Here is an 18,351-nt window from a genome sequence, read left to right as displayed (position 1 = left end):
CATATTATAGGGGTTACATCAGTAATTCCAAACCAAAGATGGGTGGGGGGGATAGTTTTCTATGTTTTGGGGAATTATGGGCGTGGAAAAAGTTTTCACAAAAGAGCTTGTTGATTTTGGTTATGTTCAGATTGGAAATCTAAAAATTCATCTTGTTCTTACAGATGTTGTTGTTACTACATGGATTGCAATGGCAGTGGTTATTATCTTATCTCTTTTCTTCACAAGAAATCTAAAAATAAAAAATCCATCAATAAGGCAGGTTCTTATAGAAACTGTTATTGTTGCTATGGCAAGGCAAATCAGAGACTTTTCTAATATGCCTGTATCTCCATTTTTTAATCTTATAGCAACAATGTGGATATTTGTTGCTTTTTCAAATCTTATGGGTATGGTTCCGGGTTCTCATACACCTACAGGAAATCTTTCAGCTGTTGTAGGACTTTCAACAATAACATTTTTTTCTGTTTTTTATTACGGAATAAAATTTCATGGATTTTCATATTTAAAAAGATTTTTTGAGCCTATTTTTATCCTGTTTCCTTTAAATATAATAGGAGAAATTGGAAGAATTATATCCCTTACCTTCAGACTCTTTGGTAATATGCTTGGATGGGATTTAATAATAGCAATACTTGTTTTACTTACAGGAATTTTAGTTCCAGTTCCTATGATGCTTTTTAACATAGTTGGTGATTTAATACAGACTTACTTATTTGGCGTACTGACACTTGCATATATTGTTGCAGGTTTAAAGGTTGAAGAGTTACACAAAAAGTTATTATATTTAAAAGAAAACTGGTATGACCTATAAAAGGAGGGTTTTAAATGGACGCACTTACAATTGTAGTAGCAGTTTCAATTTTTACAGCAGGATTTACAGTAGCAATAGGTGGAATGATGCCTTCAAAGGGAGAAGGTGAAGCATTAACAAAAGCAATAGAATCTGTTGCAAGACAGCCTGAACAGGCTAACACAATAATAAGATTGTTTTTCATAGGTGCTGCAGTTGTTGAGTCTGTTGCGATTTACTCTCTTGTTATAGCTTTAATTATCTTATTTGCAAATCCATTTATACATCTTTTTACAAAATAGGTGATAAATGAAAATAGATATTCTTACCTATCTTTTTGAAATAATAAACTTTTTTGTACTCATGTGGATTTTAAAAAAAATACTTTATAACCCAATCATCTCAGTTTTAAAAAAGAGAAAAGATTATATAGATGAAAGTATAAGAAAAGCAGAAGAAGCAGAAAGCAGATATCAAAGACTTCAAAAAGAGTATGAGGAACTTCTAAAAGAAATAGAGGAAACTAAAAAATCAAAACTTGCTGAAATTACCCAAGAAATAGAAAAAGAAAGGGAAAAAATGTATGAGAATATGAGGAAAGAGCTTGATGCAGAAAGAGAAAAGTTTTTAGAATCCCTTGAAACCCATAAAAAAGAAGTCCTTACAGAGATAAAAGAAGAAACAATTAAAACATCCCTTGAACTGGTATCAAAAATACTTTACAGCTTTACAGATAAACATTTACATAAAAAACTTTTAGACCTTGCAGTTGAAGGAATAAAAAATATAAACCCTGAAGAGAGGGACAACCTTGCACAGGAGTTAAAAGAACACTCTGTTGTTTATGTGGAAACTGCATATCCTCTTGAGGATGAGGATATTTCAAATATAAAAAATGCCATTAAAGAAACCTTAGGAGTTGAAGTAGAAATCAATCAAACAGAGAAAAAAGACCTTGTTACAGGGGTTAAACTGCATATTGCCTCAAAATTAATTGATGTTTCACTTAAAGGACAGCTGTTAGCCTTTGAGACATTACTTAGAAAGAGGATAGAAGTTTGAAAATACAAGAAGAGATAGAAAACTTAAAAAAAGGTTTAAAAGAGGCTGTAAAAGAATTTGAGATAAAGCCAATAATAAAAGAACAGGGGGTTGTTGAATCTATAGAAGAGGGCATAGCTTCTGTTAGAGGACTTCCAAATGCAATGTTTTATGAGGTTCTAAAGTTTGAAAATGATGTAAACGGAATAGTCATTGATATTTCAGATAAATATGTAAGGGCTATAATCCTTGAAAATAAAACTGTAAATATAAACACTCCTGTATACAGAACAGGGCATATAATGTCTGTAGGTGTTTCAGATGAACTTTTAGGCAGAATAATAGACCCCCTTGGAAAACCCCTTGATGAAAAACCAAAAATAAAAACCCACACATATTATCCGGTTGAAAGGGATGCACCGGCAATATTTGATAGAGATTTTGTTAAAGAACAGCTTTACACAGGTATAAAAGTTATAGATACTATGTTTCCAATTGGAAAAGGACAGAGGGAGCTTATCCTCGGAGACCCAGGAGTAGGGAAAACCTCTATAGCTGTTGATACAATTTTAAATCAAAAAGATAAAAATGTAATATGTGTATATACAGCAATAGGACAGAGAAAACAAAATATACTTGATGTTTACTCTACATTAAAAAAATACGGTGGGCTTGATTATACAGTTATAGTATCAGCATCTTCAGACCAGCCCCTTGGACTTCAATTTTTAGCTCCTTATTCAGCAACGGCAATTGCAGAATATTTTCTAGATAAAGGCAAAGACGTTCTTATTATTTATGATGATTTAACAAAACATGCTTTTGCCTACCAGTCTTTATCACTTCTTTTAAAAAGACCACCTGGAAGAGAAGCATTTCCCGGTGATATATTTTATATTCACTCAAGACTTCTTGAAAGGGCTTGCAAAATAAAAGATGGCGGTTCAATTACTGCTCTTCCAATAGTTGAAACTCAGGCCGGCAGAATTTCCTCCTATATCCCAACAAATGTTATATCAATTACAGATGGTCAGATTTATCTGGATACAAACCTTTTTAATATAAATCAAAGACCTGCAGTTGATGTTGGAATATCAGTTTCAAGGATTGGAGGAAAAACTCAGATACCTGCATTAAAAGAGGTTGCAAGATTTTTAAGGTTGTACTACACACAGTTTCTTGAAGTTGAGATATTTACAAAACTCGGGGTTAAAGTATTTGGAGAAACAGCACAGATAATAAAAAGGGGTAAAAGATTAAGAGAGCTTTTAAAACAGCCAAAACAAAAACCTTATCAGGTTGAAGAGATGATAGTTATATTCTTCCTTTTAAATGAAGGATACTTTGATAATATTCCCCAAGAGCAGGTAAATGACAGAGCAGATTTTATTCTAAAAGCTGTGAAAGAAAAAAATCCTTATATTTTAGCAGATATAAAAACTTCAAAGGTTTTAACAAAAGAAATAAAAGAGAAAATAAAAGAATTTGTGGGAAAATTATGAAAGCAACAGAAGAGATTCAGCCAAAAATAAAAAGATTTGAGGATATTGGGAAAATAGTTCTTTCTATGAAATCAATAGTTTCTTTGAACGTTCAAAATAGCCAAAAACAAATCCAGAGTTTAAGAGATTATGAAGAGGAAATTACAAGCTCTTTAAAAATGCTTCTTTCATATTTCCCTGATATTACTTTAGGATTTGAAGAAGGAAAAAAAGGAATAATAGTTTATGGTTCAGAGCAGGGACTTTGTGGTCTTTTCAATGAAAAAATAGCAAAATTTGTAAATGAAACATTCAAAGAATACGAAGGATTAATTATAGTAGGTAAGAAACTTGATGATACAATTCGGGACAGAAAACTAAAATCCTTTGCAGCACCTGTAAATTATGAAGCTATTTATTCCTATGCCACCGAGCTTCTTGAGTATATAACACAGATCTATGTAAGCAAAAAAATAAATGAAATTTACGTTGTTTACAATCAGTTTTTAGGTGTTGGAAAATACAAACCTGTTTATAGAAGAATTATTCCTTTTGAGATAGAAAGGGAAGAGATATTTAAGTTTCCACCTGTAACAGATATAAATCCAGAGGAAATACTTTCAAACCTGATTATTGAATACATATTTTCAAATATATACAGGTCTTATCTTGAGTCATTTTTATCTGAAAACAGTGTAAGATTAATGAATATGAATAATGCTTCAAAATCTATCGAGAAAAATATCAATAGCCTTGAGATAGAAAAAAATTACTACAGACAGGAAGAAATAACAAATGAAATTCAGGAGATACTAACAGCATATAAAGTTCTGGCAGGAGAAAAATGAGCGGAAAAATAATAAATATAAAGGAAAGTGTTGTTGATGTAATATTTCCGGAGAATGACATACCTTTTATAAGAGAGATTCTTATTGTAGAAGAGGCAAACATCTATCTGGAAGTTCAGCTTTTAAAAGAAGACAATATAGTATCCTGTCTTGTTCTTGGAAAGACTATAGGAATATCAAAAAATATGAAGGTCAAAAGAACAAGAAATGTTTTAACTGTAAAGGTAGGAGAAGCGGTTTTAGGAAGGAGTTTAAATGTTTTTGGTAAACCTATTGATAGAATTGGAGAAATTATTTCGGATATTGAGTATCCAATATATAGAAAACCACCAAAATTCACAGAAGAAAAAGAAGAAAGGGAGATACTTGAAACAGGTATAAAAATCGTTGATTTGCTTGTCCCATTTGTTAAAGGTGGAAAGGTTGGGCTTTTTGGTGGAGCAGGCGTTGGAAAAACGGTATTGCTAACAGAATTTATTTTTAGAATGATAAAAATCCATGAAGGGATATCAGTATTTGCAGGAGTTGGGGAAAGGATAAGGGAAGCCCATGAGCTATGGCATGAGCTAAAAAGGCTTGATGTTTTAAATAAAACAACTTTGGTTTTAGGTCAGATGAACGAGCCTCCCGGTATAAGGGCAAGGGCTATATTTCCGGCATTATCAATTGCAGAGTATTTTAGAGATGAAAAAAATATGGATGTTTTACTTCTTATTGACAATATATTTAGATATGCACAGGCTGGTATGGAAGTTTCAACACTTCTTGGGAAACTACCTGCAAGGGCAGGATACCAGCCAACATTAAAAGAAGAGATAGCAATGGTTGAAGAAAGAATAACCTCAACAAAAAACGGCTCCATAACATCTGTTCAGGCAATTTATGTTCCGGCAGATGACATCACAGACCCTGCACCTTCAAGCACATTTCCACATCTTGATAGTATAGTTATTCTTTCAAGGAAAAGGGCAGCTAAAGGATTTTATCCGGCAATTGACCCACTTCAATCAAGGACAAAAGTATTAGACCCTGAAATTGTTGGAAATATACATTATGAAGTTGCAAATGCCGTTATTTACCATCTCCAAAGGTATAAAGACCTTGAAGATATTATAAATATGCTTGGAATTGAAGAACTTTCAAAGGAAGATAGACTTATAGTCCAGAGGGCAAGAAAGTTAGAAAGATTCTTAACCCAGCCATTTTTCACAACAGAAGCATTTACAGGCAAAAAAGGAAAGCATGTTCCCCTTAAAGAAACTATAAAAGGCTGTCAGGAAATAATTGAAGGAAAGTATGATAATATAGATGAAGCTAAATTTTATATGATAGGAACTGTAGAAGAAGCAAAAGGTGTAACATGAACTATTTTACTTTAAGGTTTTTAACACCTGAAAAAGAGCAGATTTTTAAAGCAAAATATCTATCTGTAGAAGATACAGCAGGAAGTCTAGGAATATACCCAAAACATATAGACTATATAACACCTTTAAGCCGTTCATTAGGTTATTTTATAGATGAGGCAGACAATAAAATATATATAGCTTACGATTACGGTCTTTTAAAAATTAGCAATAACAATGTTTCTGTAATATCAAGAACTATATTGACAGGAACAAACTTGCAGCAGTTAAAAGAAGAGCTTGAAAAAAAGGTTCAAAAAACAACAATTTTTGAAAAACAGCTAAGGGAAAATATAAAAACACTTGAAAGAATGATAATGAAAGAAATAATTGAGATAGAAAGAGGCTGATATGGATTTTTACAAAGAAATTAGAAAAAAAATAGAAGAAGCTGAAAAAAGGGAGAAAAAAGGAATATTTTTTGTGATTTCTTATATTGGAAGTATAAGCATAATCTTTATTTTACCTGTTGTTGTCGGTGCATATATAGGTTGGTGGATAGATGGAAAATATAAAGGGGAAGGGACAGTATCATGGACTATAACAGGGATATTAATTGGAATTATGATTGGAATTTACAATATTTATCAGATTTTTTATAAAAAAGAAATTAAATAAGGGATTATAGAATGGAAAACATAATAAAAGAAGGTGGAGCTTTATTTGAAATAGGTCTAATTCTTATCATCGGTTATCTTTTTGGAAATATTGCCAATTTATTTAAATTTCCAAGAGTTAGCGGTTATATTTTAGCCGGAATAATAATGAGTCCTTCATTGCTTGGGATAATAGATAAAGAATTTCTCCAAAGAGCTGATGTTATCACACATGCAAGTTTATCTATAATTACATTCTTAATAGGAGCCAGTCTTTCCTGGAAAAATGTTAAATCACTGGGGAAAGTTATAACAATTGTAACTTTAGGAGAAGCTGAAATAGCATTTTTATTTGTCACCTTAATTATGTTTCTCTATCTTATGTTTACCGGAGATTATACAACATCTACCCTTATAGCAATGGCATTTTTATTTGGTTCTTTAGCCTCTCCTACAGACCCAACAGCTACTTTAGAAGTTATCCATGAGTTTAAAGCAAAAGGCACATTAACAACTACCGTCTTAGGTGTTGCTGCTTTAGACGATGCAACAGGTATTATAAATTTTGTAATAGGTTTTTCTATTGCACTTACCGTAATAAAAGGAAGTTCTATAAATATCCTTGATATTGGGTACCAGATAGGTTTCCAGATTTTTGGGGCAGTTTTACTTGGAATTGTAATGGGATATCTAATGCATTTTTTAGGAAAATTTGCAGAAGAAAGAAAAGAAGTTGTTACAGTTACAATTGGTATTCTTTTTATAACATTTTCAATTGCCCATGCTATCGGGGTAGATGAGCTTCTTTCTACTATGACTACAGGAATAACCCTTGTTAATGTTGATAAAGAAAACGAAAGATTTAAAGCTCCTCTTGAAAATTATATAGAAGATTTTATTTTTACATTATTTTTTGTTGTTGGAGCAGCATTCTTAGATATAAAAATTCTGTTTGAATATGCTCTTGGGGTTGTTATTTACATTCTGGCAAGATTTACCGGCAAGTTTATAGGTGTATATTTAGGAGGTCATATATCCAATGCTCCAGAAAAAATAAAAAAATATCTTGCTTTTTCCCTTTTCCCTCAGGGTGGTATAGTTGTAGGTCTTTCACTTCTTGCTTATCAAAATCCGGAGTTTAAAGATTTTGGTCTCATATTAGTTAATGTTGTAATAGGTGCAACAGTTATACATGAAATATTAGGTCCTATATTTTCTGAATTTGCATTAAAAAAAGCAGAAGAAATCACCAAAAAAGTATGACTTTTGTATTTTTGTTTTTCTTAGGGTTTATTACAGGGGTATTTTATTTTCTTCACCTTTATAACAGTGTAAAAAAAGCTATTCTAAAAAGAAAAAATAAACTAAAATTTTTTGAAAGGTTTCTTGTTTTTGCAGTTATTTCTATTTTTGTTGCTTATTTATTTAAAATTGGGATAATTGCTTTTTTAATAGGTTTTTATATCTCTAGAGTGTTAATTCAATATAAAAATTTAGTTTAATGCGAATTCCCAAATTAGCGTTTATATATCTTCAACCTGTTTTTTAAATCGTTTAAAATCATTAATGCTTGAAGTGGTGTTGTGGTTGCTAAATCTAAATCTAATATCTCATTTATTATTTCTGAAAAATCCTGCTCCATTTCATATTTTATGATTTCTTGTTTTAAATTATTTAAATCTTCTTTAAGAATATCATTATCTTCTTTTTTTGTTTCAAATTTATAAAGATATTCATAAGCTTTTTTGATTATTTCATCTTTTATTCCGGCAAGTTTTGCAACATGAATTCCATAACTTTTACTACTAAATCCTTCCATAACTTTATATAAAAATGTTATTTTGTGATTATCTTCTTCTTTGACAGCCATGTGAAAATTTTTTACACCTTTATGGGTATATTCCATCTGTGTAAGTTCGTGATAATGGGTAGCAAATAAAGTTTTTGCCTTTATATTATTGACAATATAATCTGATATTGCCATTGCTATTGATAAGCCATCATAAGTGCTTGTTCCTCTTCCTACTTCATCAAGCACTATGAAACTTTTTTCTGTGGCATTATTTAGTATATTAGCCATTTCAAGCATTTCTACCATAAATGTTGATAAACCTTTTGCAAGGGCATCTCCTGAGCCTATTCTGGTAAATATTGCATCTACTATTCCTATTTCTGCTTTTTCTGCCGGAACAAAAGAGCCAATCTGTGCCAAGATAATAATAATTGCAGATTGTCTTATAAATGTGCTTTTTCCTGCCATATTCGGTCCGGTAATAATATGAAAGAAACTATCTTTATCCATATAAAGAGAGTTAGGAACAAAATCTTCATAAAAATTTTTTATTACCGGATGATAACCTTCTTTAATATCTATCTTATAATCTTCTGATATTTCCGGTTTTGTCCAGAATTTTTCAACGGCTATCTGGGCTAAGGAAACTAAAGCATCTATCATAGAAATACTTTCTGCTGTTTTAGCTATCTGTCTTGCCAAAGAAGATACTTCTTCTCTTAATGAAGAAAATATCTCATATTCAAGGGCTTTTATCTTTTCATCGGCAGATAAAACTTTTTCTTCAAAAGATTGAAGCTCATCTGTTATAAATCTTTCAGCATTTGATAATGTCTGTCTTCTTTTAAAATAATCCGGCACAAATTTTAAATTAGGTTTTGTTATTTCTATATAATATCCCATAACCTTATTAAAACCTATTTTTAAACTTTGGATACCTGTTTCATTTCTTAATTTTTCCTGATAATTTCTTATCCATTCAACTGCTTTTTCTTTTAAATCTTTTAATTCATCAACTCTTTCATCTACACCATATTTTATTAAACCACCTTCTTTTAGATGTATTGGTGGATTATCTTCTAAATATTTATCAAGTTTTTCTACTAAATAGCCTAAATCTTCTATTTGATTAAATAAATCTTTTAAAAGAAATGAGTTTATATCTTTTGATAAATCTTTCATCTTTAAAGCTATTTTTAAAGATTCCCTTAAAGCCACCATATCTTTTGGTGTTAATGTGTTTGAAGATATTCTTGATATTAATCTTTCTATATCATATATATTTTCAAGATATTCTCTTATTTGGGTTCTAAGTTTGTGGTTATTTATTAACTCTTCTACTGCTTCTTGTCTTTCTTTTATTTGTTTTATATTTTTTAATGGATGTAAAAGTAAAAATTTTAATTTTCTTTTTCCCATTCCGGTTAAAGCTCTATTTATAACCTGATAAAGGGAGATACTACCATCATTTGCATTTATTATTTCAAGATGTTTTTGGGCAGAATAATCTAATCTCATATAAATATCTTCTTTGTAAGGTTTAAGTAGTTTTATAAATGGTAAAAATGATTTTTGTGAAATTCTTGCATATTTCAAAACTGCAGCGGCAGAATACAATGCAGATATTTCCTCATTACTAAATCCAAGAGAGTAAAAATGGGTTATATTAAAAAATTCCAAAAGCTCTTTTAAAGCTTTTTCATCAAAAAATTCTTCATCTAATTTAGTTATAAAGATATTTTTAAAATACTCTTCAACAAGAGATAAATCACTATTTTTTAATGTTAATATCTCTTTTGGCTGAAATTTGGATATAAAAGATAAAATCTCATCTTTTTCTAAAACTGCTGCCAAAAACTCGCCTGTTGATAAATCAAGATAAGATACTGCATATTTATTTCCTTTTTCTAAGATAGCAGATAAACCGGATTTTATTTTGTCATTATCAAAATATGTTCCCGGTGTTAAAACTCTTATAACTTCTCTTTTTACTACTTTACCGGGTGTAGCCGGTTCAAGCTGTTCGCAGATAGCTACTTTATAACCTTTCATCACAAGCCTTGATATATAGCTATCTGCAGAATGATATGGAATACCACACATAGGAATATCTTTATCTTTTGATACCTTCTTTTTGGTTAATACTATATTTAATTCCCTTGACCCTATTATTGCATCTTCATAAAAAAGCTCATAAAAATCTCCAAGTCTAAAAAGTAAAAGTGCATCTTGATAATCTTTTTTGATACTGTGATATTGGGCTATCATAGGAGTAATATTGTTATCCAAATTTGACACTCCTATTAAACAATCTTCATAGAAACTATTGTTTTTATTTTACCATCTTCCTCTTTTACGGTAGTATAGGCATATATTTCTACATCTTCTTGGGTAGATATTCTTTTTGCCCTTATATTACTCATCTTTTTATCTCTTAGAGAAACAAAGTTATCTGTTGGCATATAATCTTTTTTTGATAACTCTTTTTTAAATATTTCGCTTGCTAATTCCTCTTGTGAGCTATCCCTAACATCTACACCTTCTAAAACAACGGTAAGCTGCGTAGGATTCATTATTTTATAAGCTCCTTTTATTAAAAATTATAACTATTAAATATAATCCTTAAAAATTTATCTGCTATACATTAAATCTAAAATAGATTATATCTCCATCTTTTACTATATAATCTTTTCCTTCTATTCTAAGTTGACCAAGTTCCTTTGCTTTTTGCATTGAACCTATTTTTATATAATCTTCATAATTAATAACTTCTGCTGCTATAAAACCTCTTTCTATATCAGAATGGATTTCTCCGGCTGCTTGTGGTGCTTTTGTTCCTTCTTTTATTGTCCAAGCTCTTGCTTCTTTTTCTCCTGCTGTAAAGTATGTAATTAATCCAAGAAGTTTATATCCTGTTTTTATCATTTTATTTAATCCCGGTTCTTCCAAACCAAGAGCCAATAAAAACTCTTTTCTTTCTTCTTTTGGTAATTCTATTAATTCTTGTTCCACTTTACCGCATAAAATTACAAGGGGTGCTCCTTCTTTTTCTGCTTTCTCTTTTAATTGTTTAAGATAAATATTGTTTTCTCCATTTGGTAAATCTTCTTCCGGAATATTTGCAATATACATTATCGGCTTTATTGTAAGTGGATATAATGTTTTTTTAAGCCAATCTATCTGTTCTTCCTCAAATTTATCAAGATGAAGTCTTAGCGGTTGTAAATCTTCAAGTATTGCTTTTGCTTTTTCTAATATTTCCAGTTCTGCTTTTGCTTCTTTATTGCCGGTTTTTGCTGCTTTTGCAGTTTTTTCATATCTTTTTTCTAAGGATTGTAAATCTGCAAGAATTAGTTCTGTTTCAATTATTTCTGCATCTCTTACCGGATTAACAGAACCTTCAACATGGACAATATCAGGGTCATCAAAACATCTTACTACATGGGCTATGGCAGATACTTGTCTTATATTTGATAAAAATTGATTTCCAAGACCTTCTCCTTTACTTGCTCCTTTTACCAATCCTGCAATATCTACAAACTCAATGGTTGCAGGCACTATATTTTTACTTTTTTCAAGCTCTGCTATTTTGTATAATCTTTCATCAGGAACATTTACAATTCCTACATTTGGGTCTATTGTGCAAAACGGATAGTTTGCAACACCGGCTTTCGCCGTTTCTGTTAAAGCATTAAAAATAGTTGATTTTCCTACATTCGGAAGCCCTACAATACCAATATTTAACTTCATCTCCTACCTTCTAAATGAATTTTTTTAAGAGAAAATATTATATATCAGAGGTTTGTTATTTCAAATTTTTATTCTTGTTAAAACTCCATGGGTTTTATGGATAGGTAAATTATAAAATTGTACAAAGGAAGGTGTATTTCTTTTAATAAATGCAAATATTTTCCCCAACGGATTATTTGAGAATATATCTTCTATTCCAAAAAATATAACCTTTTCATTAATTCCAATTTCCCTTAACAATTTTTCTAATTTTAATATTTCCATATATCCAACTTTAATTGATATAGCTTCTAATCCATCTGTAATAACGCCGTAATTATATATTATCTTTCCAAAAGGTTGCTCCAAACTTCCTATGGATAAAAATATATTTTTTTGATAAATAATATTTTGTTTTAATGTAGTATTTATTATATAAGGAGGAATTTTATGAATATCTTTAACAAAGAAGATGGCAGAACCTTCTACTTTTGAAGATTTTTGGTATAACTCTTTAAATTCTTTAATATATTCATTTATATCAACTAAATTTAGTGCCTTTGATAATCTATATTTTCCATAATTGTAAATTAATATTAAAGCTAAAATAAAACAAGCAATAATAATTGTAATATATGCTCCATGTTCTATTTTAGAAAAATTAGCAATAAAAAATGATAAATCTACACAAAAAACAAAAATAGATAATAATAGATATAAATAAGATTTTTTCATAAAATATATAACTGTCAAAAGAATACCTGTTATTGTCATTGTTCCGGATACTGCAAAACCATAAGCAGCAGCTAAATTTTCTGAAGATTGAAAGATTATTAATACAACTAAAATAGTTATAAATAAAAGCCAATTAACTGATGGTATATAGATTTGTGGTTTTAGCTCTGTAGAGGTATGAACAATTCTTAGCATTGGCAAAATTCCAGTAATAATTCCCTGATAAATTAAAGAAAAAGAAGCACTTATTGTTGCTTGGGATGCTATAATTGTGGCTAATATAGTTAATATCAAAATGGCTGAATAAAAAATACCAAAATCTGTATTCATTAAATCAAAATATATATTTTTAGAATTAGAATGTGAAATAAAGAAAGCTCCTTGTCCTAAATAATTGAACAACAATGCAATAAAAACAAAATTCCAAGCTTTTACTATCGGCTCTCTACCAAGATGTCCCATATCAGCGTATAAAGCTTCCCCACCGGTTGCTGCCAATATAATATCAGAAAGAATAAGGAAAGAAGCAAAACCATTATTTAAAATAAAGTTTATAGCATATTCAGGATTTATTGATGCAATTATTTCCGGATAAAAAGATAAACCTTGTAAACCTGATATAAAAAGTACAAAAAACCATAAAATCATTATATATCCAAAATATTGTCCTACTTTTTCTATTCCATACTTTTGGAAAAAGAATAAAGCCGTTGTTATTATTATAGCAATAGCTACTAAATCTATTCTTTCTAATCCGGAAAAAATAGAGATTAAAGGTAATCCTTCTACTGCAGATAAAATAGAAATAGCCGGAGTGATAACGCTATCTCCAAGCATTAAAGAAAATCCTACATATGATAAAAAAGTTATAAATATTAAAATTCTTGAAGATTTAATCAAAGAAGTTACTATTTCTTTTAAAACTATAATTCCGCCTTCCCCTCTTTTACTTAAATTCATAGCAAGAAAAACATATTGAATAGTAACTATAATAACTAAAGTCCAACATATTAATGAAACAATGCCAAATATGTTTTCCTTCGTAGGCTTAACAAATAATGATAAAACGGTAAATGTATAGATTGGGCTTGTTCCTATATCTCCAAAAACTGCTCCTAAAGCTTTTATTACCTTATCCATTTTTACAATAAATCCATAACATTATTAATATTGCCTAAAACTATTAAAATATCTCCATCTTGAAGCATAAATTCACCAGCCGGATTTATAATAACACTGTTTTCTCGTTTAACTCCCAAAACATTAATATCATATTTTTTCCTTAAATCCAGCTCTGCTAAAGTTTTACCTACCATAAATTGGGGAACTTTTATTTCAAATATGCTGTAATTTTCTGTTAAATAAATTTCTTCAATTATTTCCTTTGCTATCAATGAATTTGCTACTCTTATAGCTGTTTCCATTTCAGGATATATAACTCTTGATACATTTAGTTTTTCTAACATTTTTCCATGAAGAGGATTAATAGCTTTTGCTACTATTTCTTTTATTCCAAGCTCATTTAACAACATCACTATCATTAGATTTGCTTCCAAATTTTCACCTACACTAACAACTGCAACATCTACTGCTTTTATACCAGATTCTCTTAAAGCTTTTTCATCTGTAGCATCAAGAATATAAGTTTGAGTTACAAATTCTGAAACCTCTTTAACCCTATCTTCATCCTTATCTATGGCTATAACTTCCATTCCCCTTTCTGCCAAAGTTTTTGCCACATGAAAACCAAATTTACCTAAACCTATTACCGCAAATATTCTTTTTTCTTTCATAACACTATCCTCGCTTCCGGATATTTGATATAACTTTCTTTTTGTTTTCCTGATAATGCTAATGCAAATCCAAGTATTCCTACTCTACCTACTATCATTGTTAAAATTATTAATATCTTTCCAAAAGGTGAAAAATCTGCACTTAAACTTAATCCATTTGGCAAACCTACAGATAGACCAACTGTTGAAAAAGCAGAAACAACCTCAAATAAAGAAGCAATAAAAGGTTTTTCTTCAACTCTAACTATTGTTAATGTTATTAACGTGTTATATAAAAATGCCAAAGCAAGAATAACCATAGCTTTATAAATAATATTTGGATTTATTCTTCTTTTGAATACATTTACATCTTTTTTACCTTTTAGATAATTTAAGATAGCTAAGCCAACTACAGATACTGTTATGGTCTTTACTCCACCTCCAGTTCCACCCGGTGAAGCTCCTATAAACATCAAAATAATAATTATAAATAAAGTTGATTCTGATAATATTGAAAAATCTATTGTGTTAAACCCTGCAGTTCTTGAAGATACACTGGTAAATAACGATATAATAATTCTGTCAGACCAATTATAACTCCATAAACCTTTATAATGATTAAATTCCGATATTAATATACTAATAGCACCCCATACTATTAAGAATAATGAAAAATATATTACAATTTTTGTATGGGTGCTTATTCTTGTTATCTCTTTTTTAAAATAAAGAATTAATTCTGTTATAACATAAAATCCAATACCACCAACTATAATTAAGATAGCTATTACAAAATTTAGATAAATATCTGATTTATATTTCATAAGATTATCAGAAAATAAAGAAAATCCGGCATTATTAAATGCAGATATAGAATGAAAAATACTAAGATAAACAGCCTTTTCTAAAGGATATTCTTTTATAAAATCTATCAGTAGTGCAAAAGCTCCTATTATTTCAATAATAATTACAATTGAAAAAACTCTTTTTAAAAATCTTACCACTCCAGCAATTCCCGGATAATTTAACGATTCTGCTAATATCATTCTTTCTTTTATAGAAGCTTTTTTTCTAAGCATTAATAAGAAAAATGTTGTCATCGTCATATATCCAAGACCACCAATTTGGATAAGTAATAAAATAATAATTTGCCCAAAAAATGTAAAATCTTTTGGTGTATCTAAAACAATTAATCCTGTTACGGTAGTGGCAGATGTTGCAGTAAATAAAGCATCTAAAAATGATATATCCTTAGTTGTAGAAATTGGTAATTTTAATAAAATGCTACCTATTAGAATAAGGGCAATATATGATATTAAAACAATCTGAACCGGTGAAAGTTGAAAATTATTTTTTATCCTTTCATAGCTTTCTTTTATTTTCATTTAATTTAATCTCTTTATTTCCTTGTCTTAATATTTCTATTTTACCATTTTGTTTTACTTTTACAATAGTTGATGGCAATGTATTAGATTTTCCTTGGTCTATATAAATATCTATATTCTCTCCGAGGCTTTTTATTGCTTCTTCTATGGTTGTTGCCGGCTCTTCTCCTGATATATTGGCACTTGGTGCAACTACTGGTTTTTCCAGTTTATATAAAAACTCTATCAAATCTTCTTTATCCGGTATTCTAAAAGCTAAAGAATTTTTACCTCTATGAAGATATTTTAGGTCTTTTAACTTTTCTTTTGGTAAATCAATTTTTACCGTTATTCCTTTTTCATTTAATATCTCTTTTTCTTTTTCCGATATATTTATTCCAAATTGTTTTATAAAAGAAATATCTGGAATAAGTATTATAAAAGGCTTATCTTTCTCTCTTTTTTTAATTTGATATATTCTTTCTACGGCTTCTTTATTTGTTGCATCTGCTATAATGCCGTATAATGTGTCTGTTTTTATTACTGCAATGCCACCTTTTTTTAGTATATCTGTTGCATCTTCTAATATATTGGATATTTTCATAGATAACTATGTTCTCCTGATGGAAAGTGCTTTTCTTTTACTTCTTTATCAAACTGTTTTAAAGCATTTTTTATTAAATTTCCGGCTTCTAAGTATCTTTTTACAAATTTAGGTGTTTTTTCAAAGATGCCTATTAAATCATGAAAAACAAGAACCTGTCCGTCTGTATCTTTTCCGGCTCCTATTCCTATGGTTGGTATTGATAACATATCTGTTATTTCTTTTGCTAATTTTGAAGGAACTGCTTCTAAAACAATAGAGAAAACTCCGGCTTCTTCTAATATCTTTGCTTCTTTTTTTATCTTTTCTGCAGATTCTTCTGTTTTTCCCTGAACTTTATATCCACCAAGTATGTTTATAAATTGTGGTGTAAGTCCAAGATGTCCCATAACCGGAATACCAAGAGATGTCAGTTTATAAACAATATCTGCAATAGCTTCCCCGCCTTCAAGTTTAACTGCATTTGCTCCGGTTTCTTTAATTATTTTTCCTGCATTTTTTATGGTATCTTCTACAGAGATATGATAACTTAAAAATGGCATATCTACTATTATGAATGTGTTTGGTGCTCCCCTTCTTACTGCCTTGGTATGATAAATCATTTCATCTAAGGTTACCGGAATGGTTGTATCTTTACCCTGAATAACCATACCAAGAGAATCACCAACTAAGATTGCATCTATTCCGGCTTCTTCACATAATTTTGCTGACCAATAATCATAAGTAGATATTACGGATATTTTCCTATTTTCTTTCTTTGCTTTATAAAACTCTAAGATAGATTTCATAATTTACAAGCCTCGGTATCTATATTTATCTCTTCTTCTTCTTTTGGTATTCCTACATTTTCTCTTAGTTGTCCATTTCCAAATACTATAAATTTAGGAATGGTTAGCTCTTTTAATCCCATTGGGCCTCTTGCATGGATTTTATCTGTTGATATTCCCATTTCTGCACCGAGACCAAACTCATTTCCATCTGTAAATCTTGTTGAAGCATTTATATAAACTGCTGCACTGTCTACTTCATTTATAAATTTCATACCTTTTGTATAGTTTTCGGTAACTATTGCATCTGAATGGTGAGAACCATACTTTTCTATAAACTCTATGGCTTCATCTATATTATTTACAACTTTTATTGCAATGATTAAATCTAAAAACTCTTCATAATAATCTTCTTCTTTTGCCGGTATAATTTTTGCATCATTTGTTAATGGATGGTCTTTTAATATCTGATAGCTTATTTCATCGCATCTCATTTCTACACCGGCTTTTTTATAATAGTATCCTATTTTCGGTAAAAATTCCTTAGCAATATCTTTATGAACTACAAGATTTTCTATAGCATTGCAAACAGAAGGTCTTTGAACTTTTGCATTATATGCAATATTTAATGCTTTTTCCATATCTGCTTCATCATCAATATAAAGATTACATACACCTTTATAATGTTTTATAACCGGTATTCTTGAATTTTCTGCTACTGCTCTTATTAAATTTTCTCCACCTCTTGGTATAACAACATCTATAAGATTATCCAATTTTAAAAGCTCCGTAACTACTTCTTTATCTGTAGAATCAACAAACATAACTGCATCTTCCGGAAATCCGCATTCTCTTGAAGCTTCTTTTATAATATCAACTAATATTCTGTTAGAATTAATTGTTTCGCTACCACCTTTTAAAATTACTGCATTTGATGATTTAATGCATAAGGAAGCTGCCTCTATTGTTACATTTGGTCTTGCTTCATATATTATAAGGATAACTCCAAGTGGAACTCTCATCTGTCCAACTTTTAAACCGTTTGGTCTTGTCCACATTGATATAATTTCTCCAACAGGGTCAGGTAATGATTCTACATCTTTTAATACCTGCACCATCTGATTTATTCTTTTATCATCAAGGGCTAATCTATCAAGTAATGCTTTTGAATAACCCTTTTTCTCTGCATCTGCCAAATCTTTTTTATTTTCTTCTATTATCTTATCTTTATAAGCTATAAGTAGCTCTGCTGTTTTTAAAAGAACTTTATTTTTTATATCTGTTTTTAATGAACTTAATTTTCTAACGGTAGATTTTGCCTTTTTTGCCAAACTTTCTGCATAAATCTTTGCTTCCATCTTCCAACTCCTTTTTGGTATATTTAAATTTTATTATACAACAAATGAAAATTTTTTATGTTAAATTG

The 18,351-nt window shown here is 29.8% G+C and carries 19 protein-coding genes; 10 read left to right on the top strand and 9 right to left on the bottom strand.

Translation table 11 applies throughout. The features are described 5' to 3' along the window. Positions 1 to 61: 61 nt before the first annotated feature. Genes QOR43_RS03415 through QOR43_RS08600 form a run of 10 tightly spaced genes read left to right on the top strand, consistent with a single transcriptional unit; the run spans position 62 to position 7,664 of the window. Positions 62 to 814 (top strand): F0F1 ATP synthase subunit A, encoded by a 753-nt coding sequence (locus QOR43_RS03415; protein WP_283571422.1) that lies wholly within the window; start codon positions 62 to 64, stop codon positions 812 to 814. Between the two features lie 14 nt (positions 815 to 828). Beyond that, positions 829 to 1,095 carry an ATP synthase F0 subunit C gene (gene atpE / locus QOR43_RS03410; RefSeq protein WP_265134119.1) on the top strand — a complete coding sequence of 89 codons (267 nt, stop codon included), beginning with the start codon at positions 829 to 831 and terminating at the stop codon, positions 1,093 to 1,095. Positions 1,096 to 1,102: 7 nt separating this feature from the next. Further along, the gene (locus QOR43_RS03405) at positions 1,103 to 1,855 is read left to right on the top strand and encodes a F0F1 ATP synthase subunit delta (protein ID WP_265134120.1); all 753 of its coding nucleotides are present in this window, start codon (positions 1,103 to 1,105) and stop codon (positions 1,853 to 1,855) included. Next, positions 1,852 to 3,336 carry a F0F1 ATP synthase subunit alpha gene (locus QOR43_RS03400; RefSeq protein WP_265134121.1) on the top strand — a complete coding sequence of 495 codons (1,485 nt, stop codon included), beginning with the start codon at positions 1,852 to 1,854 and terminating at the stop codon, positions 3,334 to 3,336. The genes QOR43_RS03405 and QOR43_RS03400 overlap by 4 nt, the downstream gene beginning before the upstream one ends. Next, positions 3,333 to 4,163: a F0F1 ATP synthase subunit gamma gene (locus tag QOR43_RS03395; protein ID WP_265134122.1), complete on the top strand. Its 831-nt coding sequence runs from the start codon at positions 3,333 to 3,335 to the stop codon at positions 4,161 to 4,163. The genes QOR43_RS03400 and QOR43_RS03395 overlap by 4 nt, the downstream gene beginning before the upstream one ends. Continuing rightward, positions 4,160 to 5,527, top strand: coding sequence for a F0F1 ATP synthase subunit beta (atpD, locus tag QOR43_RS03390; RefSeq protein WP_265134123.1), 1,368 nt, complete (start codon positions 4,160 to 4,162; stop codon positions 5,525 to 5,527). Before QOR43_RS03395 ends, atpD begins: the two co-directional genes overlap by 4 nt. Further along, on the top strand, positions 5,524 to 5,916 hold the full coding sequence (locus QOR43_RS03385) for a F0F1 ATP synthase subunit delta/epsilon (protein ID WP_265134124.1): 393 nt from the start codon (positions 5,524 to 5,526) through the stop codon (positions 5,914 to 5,916). The genes atpD and QOR43_RS03385 overlap by 4 nt, the downstream gene beginning before the upstream one ends. A 1-nt stretch (position 5,917) precedes the next feature. Next, positions 5,918 to 6,184, top strand: coding sequence for an AtpZ/AtpI family protein (locus QOR43_RS03380; RefSeq protein WP_265134125.1), 267 nt, complete (start codon positions 5,918 to 5,920; stop codon positions 6,182 to 6,184). Between the two features lie 11 nt (positions 6,185 to 6,195). Next, on the top strand, positions 6,196 to 7,425 hold the full coding sequence (locus tag QOR43_RS03375) for a cation:proton antiporter domain-containing protein (RefSeq protein ID WP_265134126.1): 1,230 nt from the start codon (positions 6,196 to 6,198) through the stop codon (positions 7,423 to 7,425). Further along, complete coding sequence (locus QOR43_RS08600; protein WP_425609131.1) at positions 7,422 to 7,664, top strand: N-ATPase subunit AtpR; 243 nt, start codon at positions 7,422 to 7,424, stop codon at positions 7,662 to 7,664. The genes QOR43_RS03375 and QOR43_RS08600 overlap by 4 nt, the downstream gene beginning before the upstream one ends. 14 nt (positions 7,665 to 7,678) lie before the next feature. Here QOR43_RS08600 and mutS read toward each other — a convergent pair whose 3' ends face one another. From mutS to QOR43_RS03330, 9 genes are all read right to left on the bottom strand, one after another. Then, on the bottom strand, positions 7,679 to 10,252 hold the full coding sequence (gene mutS / locus QOR43_RS03370; protein ID WP_425609130.1) for a DNA mismatch repair protein MutS: 2,574 nt from the start codon (positions 10,250 to 10,252) through the stop codon (positions 7,679 to 7,681). Positions 10,253 to 10,257: 5 nt separating this feature from the next. Further along, on the bottom strand, positions 10,258 to 10,527 hold the full coding sequence (locus tag QOR43_RS03365) for a hypothetical protein (protein WP_265134127.1): 270 nt from the start codon (positions 10,525 to 10,527) through the stop codon (positions 10,258 to 10,260). Positions 10,528 to 10,591: 64 nt separating this feature from the next. Next, positions 10,592 to 11,704 (bottom strand): redox-regulated ATPase YchF, encoded by a 1,113-nt coding sequence (ychF, locus tag QOR43_RS03360; protein WP_265134128.1) that lies wholly within the window; start codon positions 11,702 to 11,704, stop codon positions 10,592 to 10,594. Between the two features lie 60 nt (positions 11,705 to 11,764). After that, positions 11,765 to 13,558 carry a KUP/HAK/KT family potassium transporter gene (locus QOR43_RS03355; protein WP_265134129.1) on the bottom strand — a complete coding sequence of 598 codons (1,794 nt, stop codon included), beginning with the start codon at positions 13,556 to 13,558 and terminating at the stop codon, positions 11,765 to 11,767. Between the two features lie 2 nt (positions 13,559 to 13,560). Further along, positions 13,561 to 14,211 (bottom strand): potassium channel family protein, encoded by a 651-nt coding sequence (locus tag QOR43_RS03350; RefSeq protein WP_265134130.1) that lies wholly within the window; start codon positions 14,209 to 14,211, stop codon positions 13,561 to 13,563. Continuing rightward, positions 14,208 to 15,575, bottom strand: a complete 1,368-nt coding sequence (locus QOR43_RS03345; RefSeq protein ID WP_265134131.1) for a TrkH family potassium uptake protein — start codon at positions 15,573 to 15,575, stop codon at positions 14,208 to 14,210. Before QOR43_RS03345 ends, QOR43_RS03350 begins: the two co-directional genes overlap by 4 nt. Continuing rightward, positions 15,553 to 16,158, bottom strand: coding sequence for an L-threonylcarbamoyladenylate synthase (locus QOR43_RS03340; protein WP_265134132.1), 606 nt, complete (start codon positions 16,156 to 16,158; stop codon positions 15,553 to 15,555). Before QOR43_RS03340 ends, QOR43_RS03345 begins: the two co-directional genes overlap by 23 nt. Next, entirely contained in the window at positions 16,155 to 16,946 is a 792-nt protein-coding gene (gene panB / locus QOR43_RS03335) for a 3-methyl-2-oxobutanoate hydroxymethyltransferase (RefSeq protein ID WP_265134133.1), read from the bottom strand. The genes QOR43_RS03340 and panB overlap by 4 nt, the downstream gene beginning before the upstream one ends. Continuing rightward, entirely contained in the window at positions 16,943 to 18,283 is a 1,341-nt protein-coding gene (locus QOR43_RS03330; RefSeq protein WP_265134134.1) for a glutamate-5-semialdehyde dehydrogenase, read from the bottom strand. The genes panB and QOR43_RS03330 overlap by 4 nt, the downstream gene beginning before the upstream one ends. Positions 18,284 to 18,351 lie beyond the last annotated feature (68 nt).

The sequence above is a fragment of the Venenivibrio stagnispumantis genome (assembly GCF_900182795.1).
Classification (GTDB): domain Bacteria; phylum Aquificota; class Aquificia; order Aquificales; family Hydrogenothermaceae; genus Venenivibrio; species Venenivibrio stagnispumantis.
The sequence above is the reverse complement of the archived record's forward strand: the minus strand, read 5'-3'. Positions and strand labels throughout refer to the sequence as shown.

Coding starts and splice junctions, on each gene's coding strand:
- QOR43_RS03365 (WP_265134127.1), bottom strand. CDS start 10,527: ATGAATCCTACGCAGCTTACCGTTGTTTTAGAAGGTGTAGATGTTAGG.
- QOR43_RS03395 (WP_265134122.1), top strand. CDS start 3,333: ATGAAAGCAACAGAAGAGATTCAGCCAAAAATAAAAAGATTTGAGGAT.
- QOR43_RS03385 (WP_265134124.1), top strand. CDS start 5,524: ATGAACTATTTTACTTTAAGGTTTTTAACACCTGAAAAAGAGCAGATT.
- QOR43_RS03350 (WP_265134130.1), bottom strand. CDS start 14,211: ATGAAAGAAAAAAGAATATTTGCGGTAATAGGTTTAGGTAAATTTGGT.
- panB (WP_265134133.1), bottom strand. CDS start 16,946: ATGAAATCTATCTTAGAGTTTTATAAAGCAAAGAAAGAAAATAGGAAA.
- QOR43_RS03375 (WP_265134126.1), top strand. CDS start 6,196: ATGGAAAACATAATAAAAGAAGGTGGAGCTTTATTTGAAATAGGTCTA.
- ychF (WP_265134128.1), bottom strand. CDS start 11,704: ATGAAGTTAAATATTGGTATTGTAGGGCTTCCGAATGTAGGAAAATCA.
- atpE (WP_265134119.1), top strand. CDS start 829: ATGGACGCACTTACAATTGTAGTAGCAGTTTCAATTTTTACAGCAGGA.
- QOR43_RS03405 (WP_265134120.1), top strand. CDS start 1,103: ATGAAAATAGATATTCTTACCTATCTTTTTGAAATAATAAACTTTTTT.
- QOR43_RS03330 (WP_265134134.1), bottom strand. CDS start 18,283: ATGGAAGCAAAGATTTATGCAGAAAGTTTGGCAAAAAAGGCAAAATCT.
- QOR43_RS03380 (WP_265134125.1), top strand. CDS start 5,918: ATGGATTTTTACAAAGAAATTAGAAAAAAAATAGAAGAAGCTGAAAAA.
- QOR43_RS03345 (WP_265134131.1), bottom strand. CDS start 15,575: ATGAAAATAAAAGAAAGCTATGAAAGGATAAAAAATAATTTTCAACTT.
- QOR43_RS03415 (WP_283571422.1), top strand. CDS start 62: ATGTTTTGGGGAATTATGGGCGTGGAAAAAGTTTTCACAAAAGAGCTT.
- atpD (WP_265134123.1), top strand. CDS start 4,160: ATGAGCGGAAAAATAATAAATATAAAGGAAAGTGTTGTTGATGTAATA.
- QOR43_RS03340 (WP_265134132.1), bottom strand. CDS start 16,158: ATGAAAATATCCAATATATTAGAAGATGCAACAGATATACTAAAAAAA.
- QOR43_RS03355 (WP_265134129.1), bottom strand. CDS start 13,558: ATGGATAAGGTAATAAAAGCTTTAGGAGCAGTTTTTGGAGATATAGGA.
- QOR43_RS08600 (WP_425609131.1), top strand. CDS start 7,422: ATGACTTTTGTATTTTTGTTTTTCTTAGGGTTTATTACAGGGGTATTT.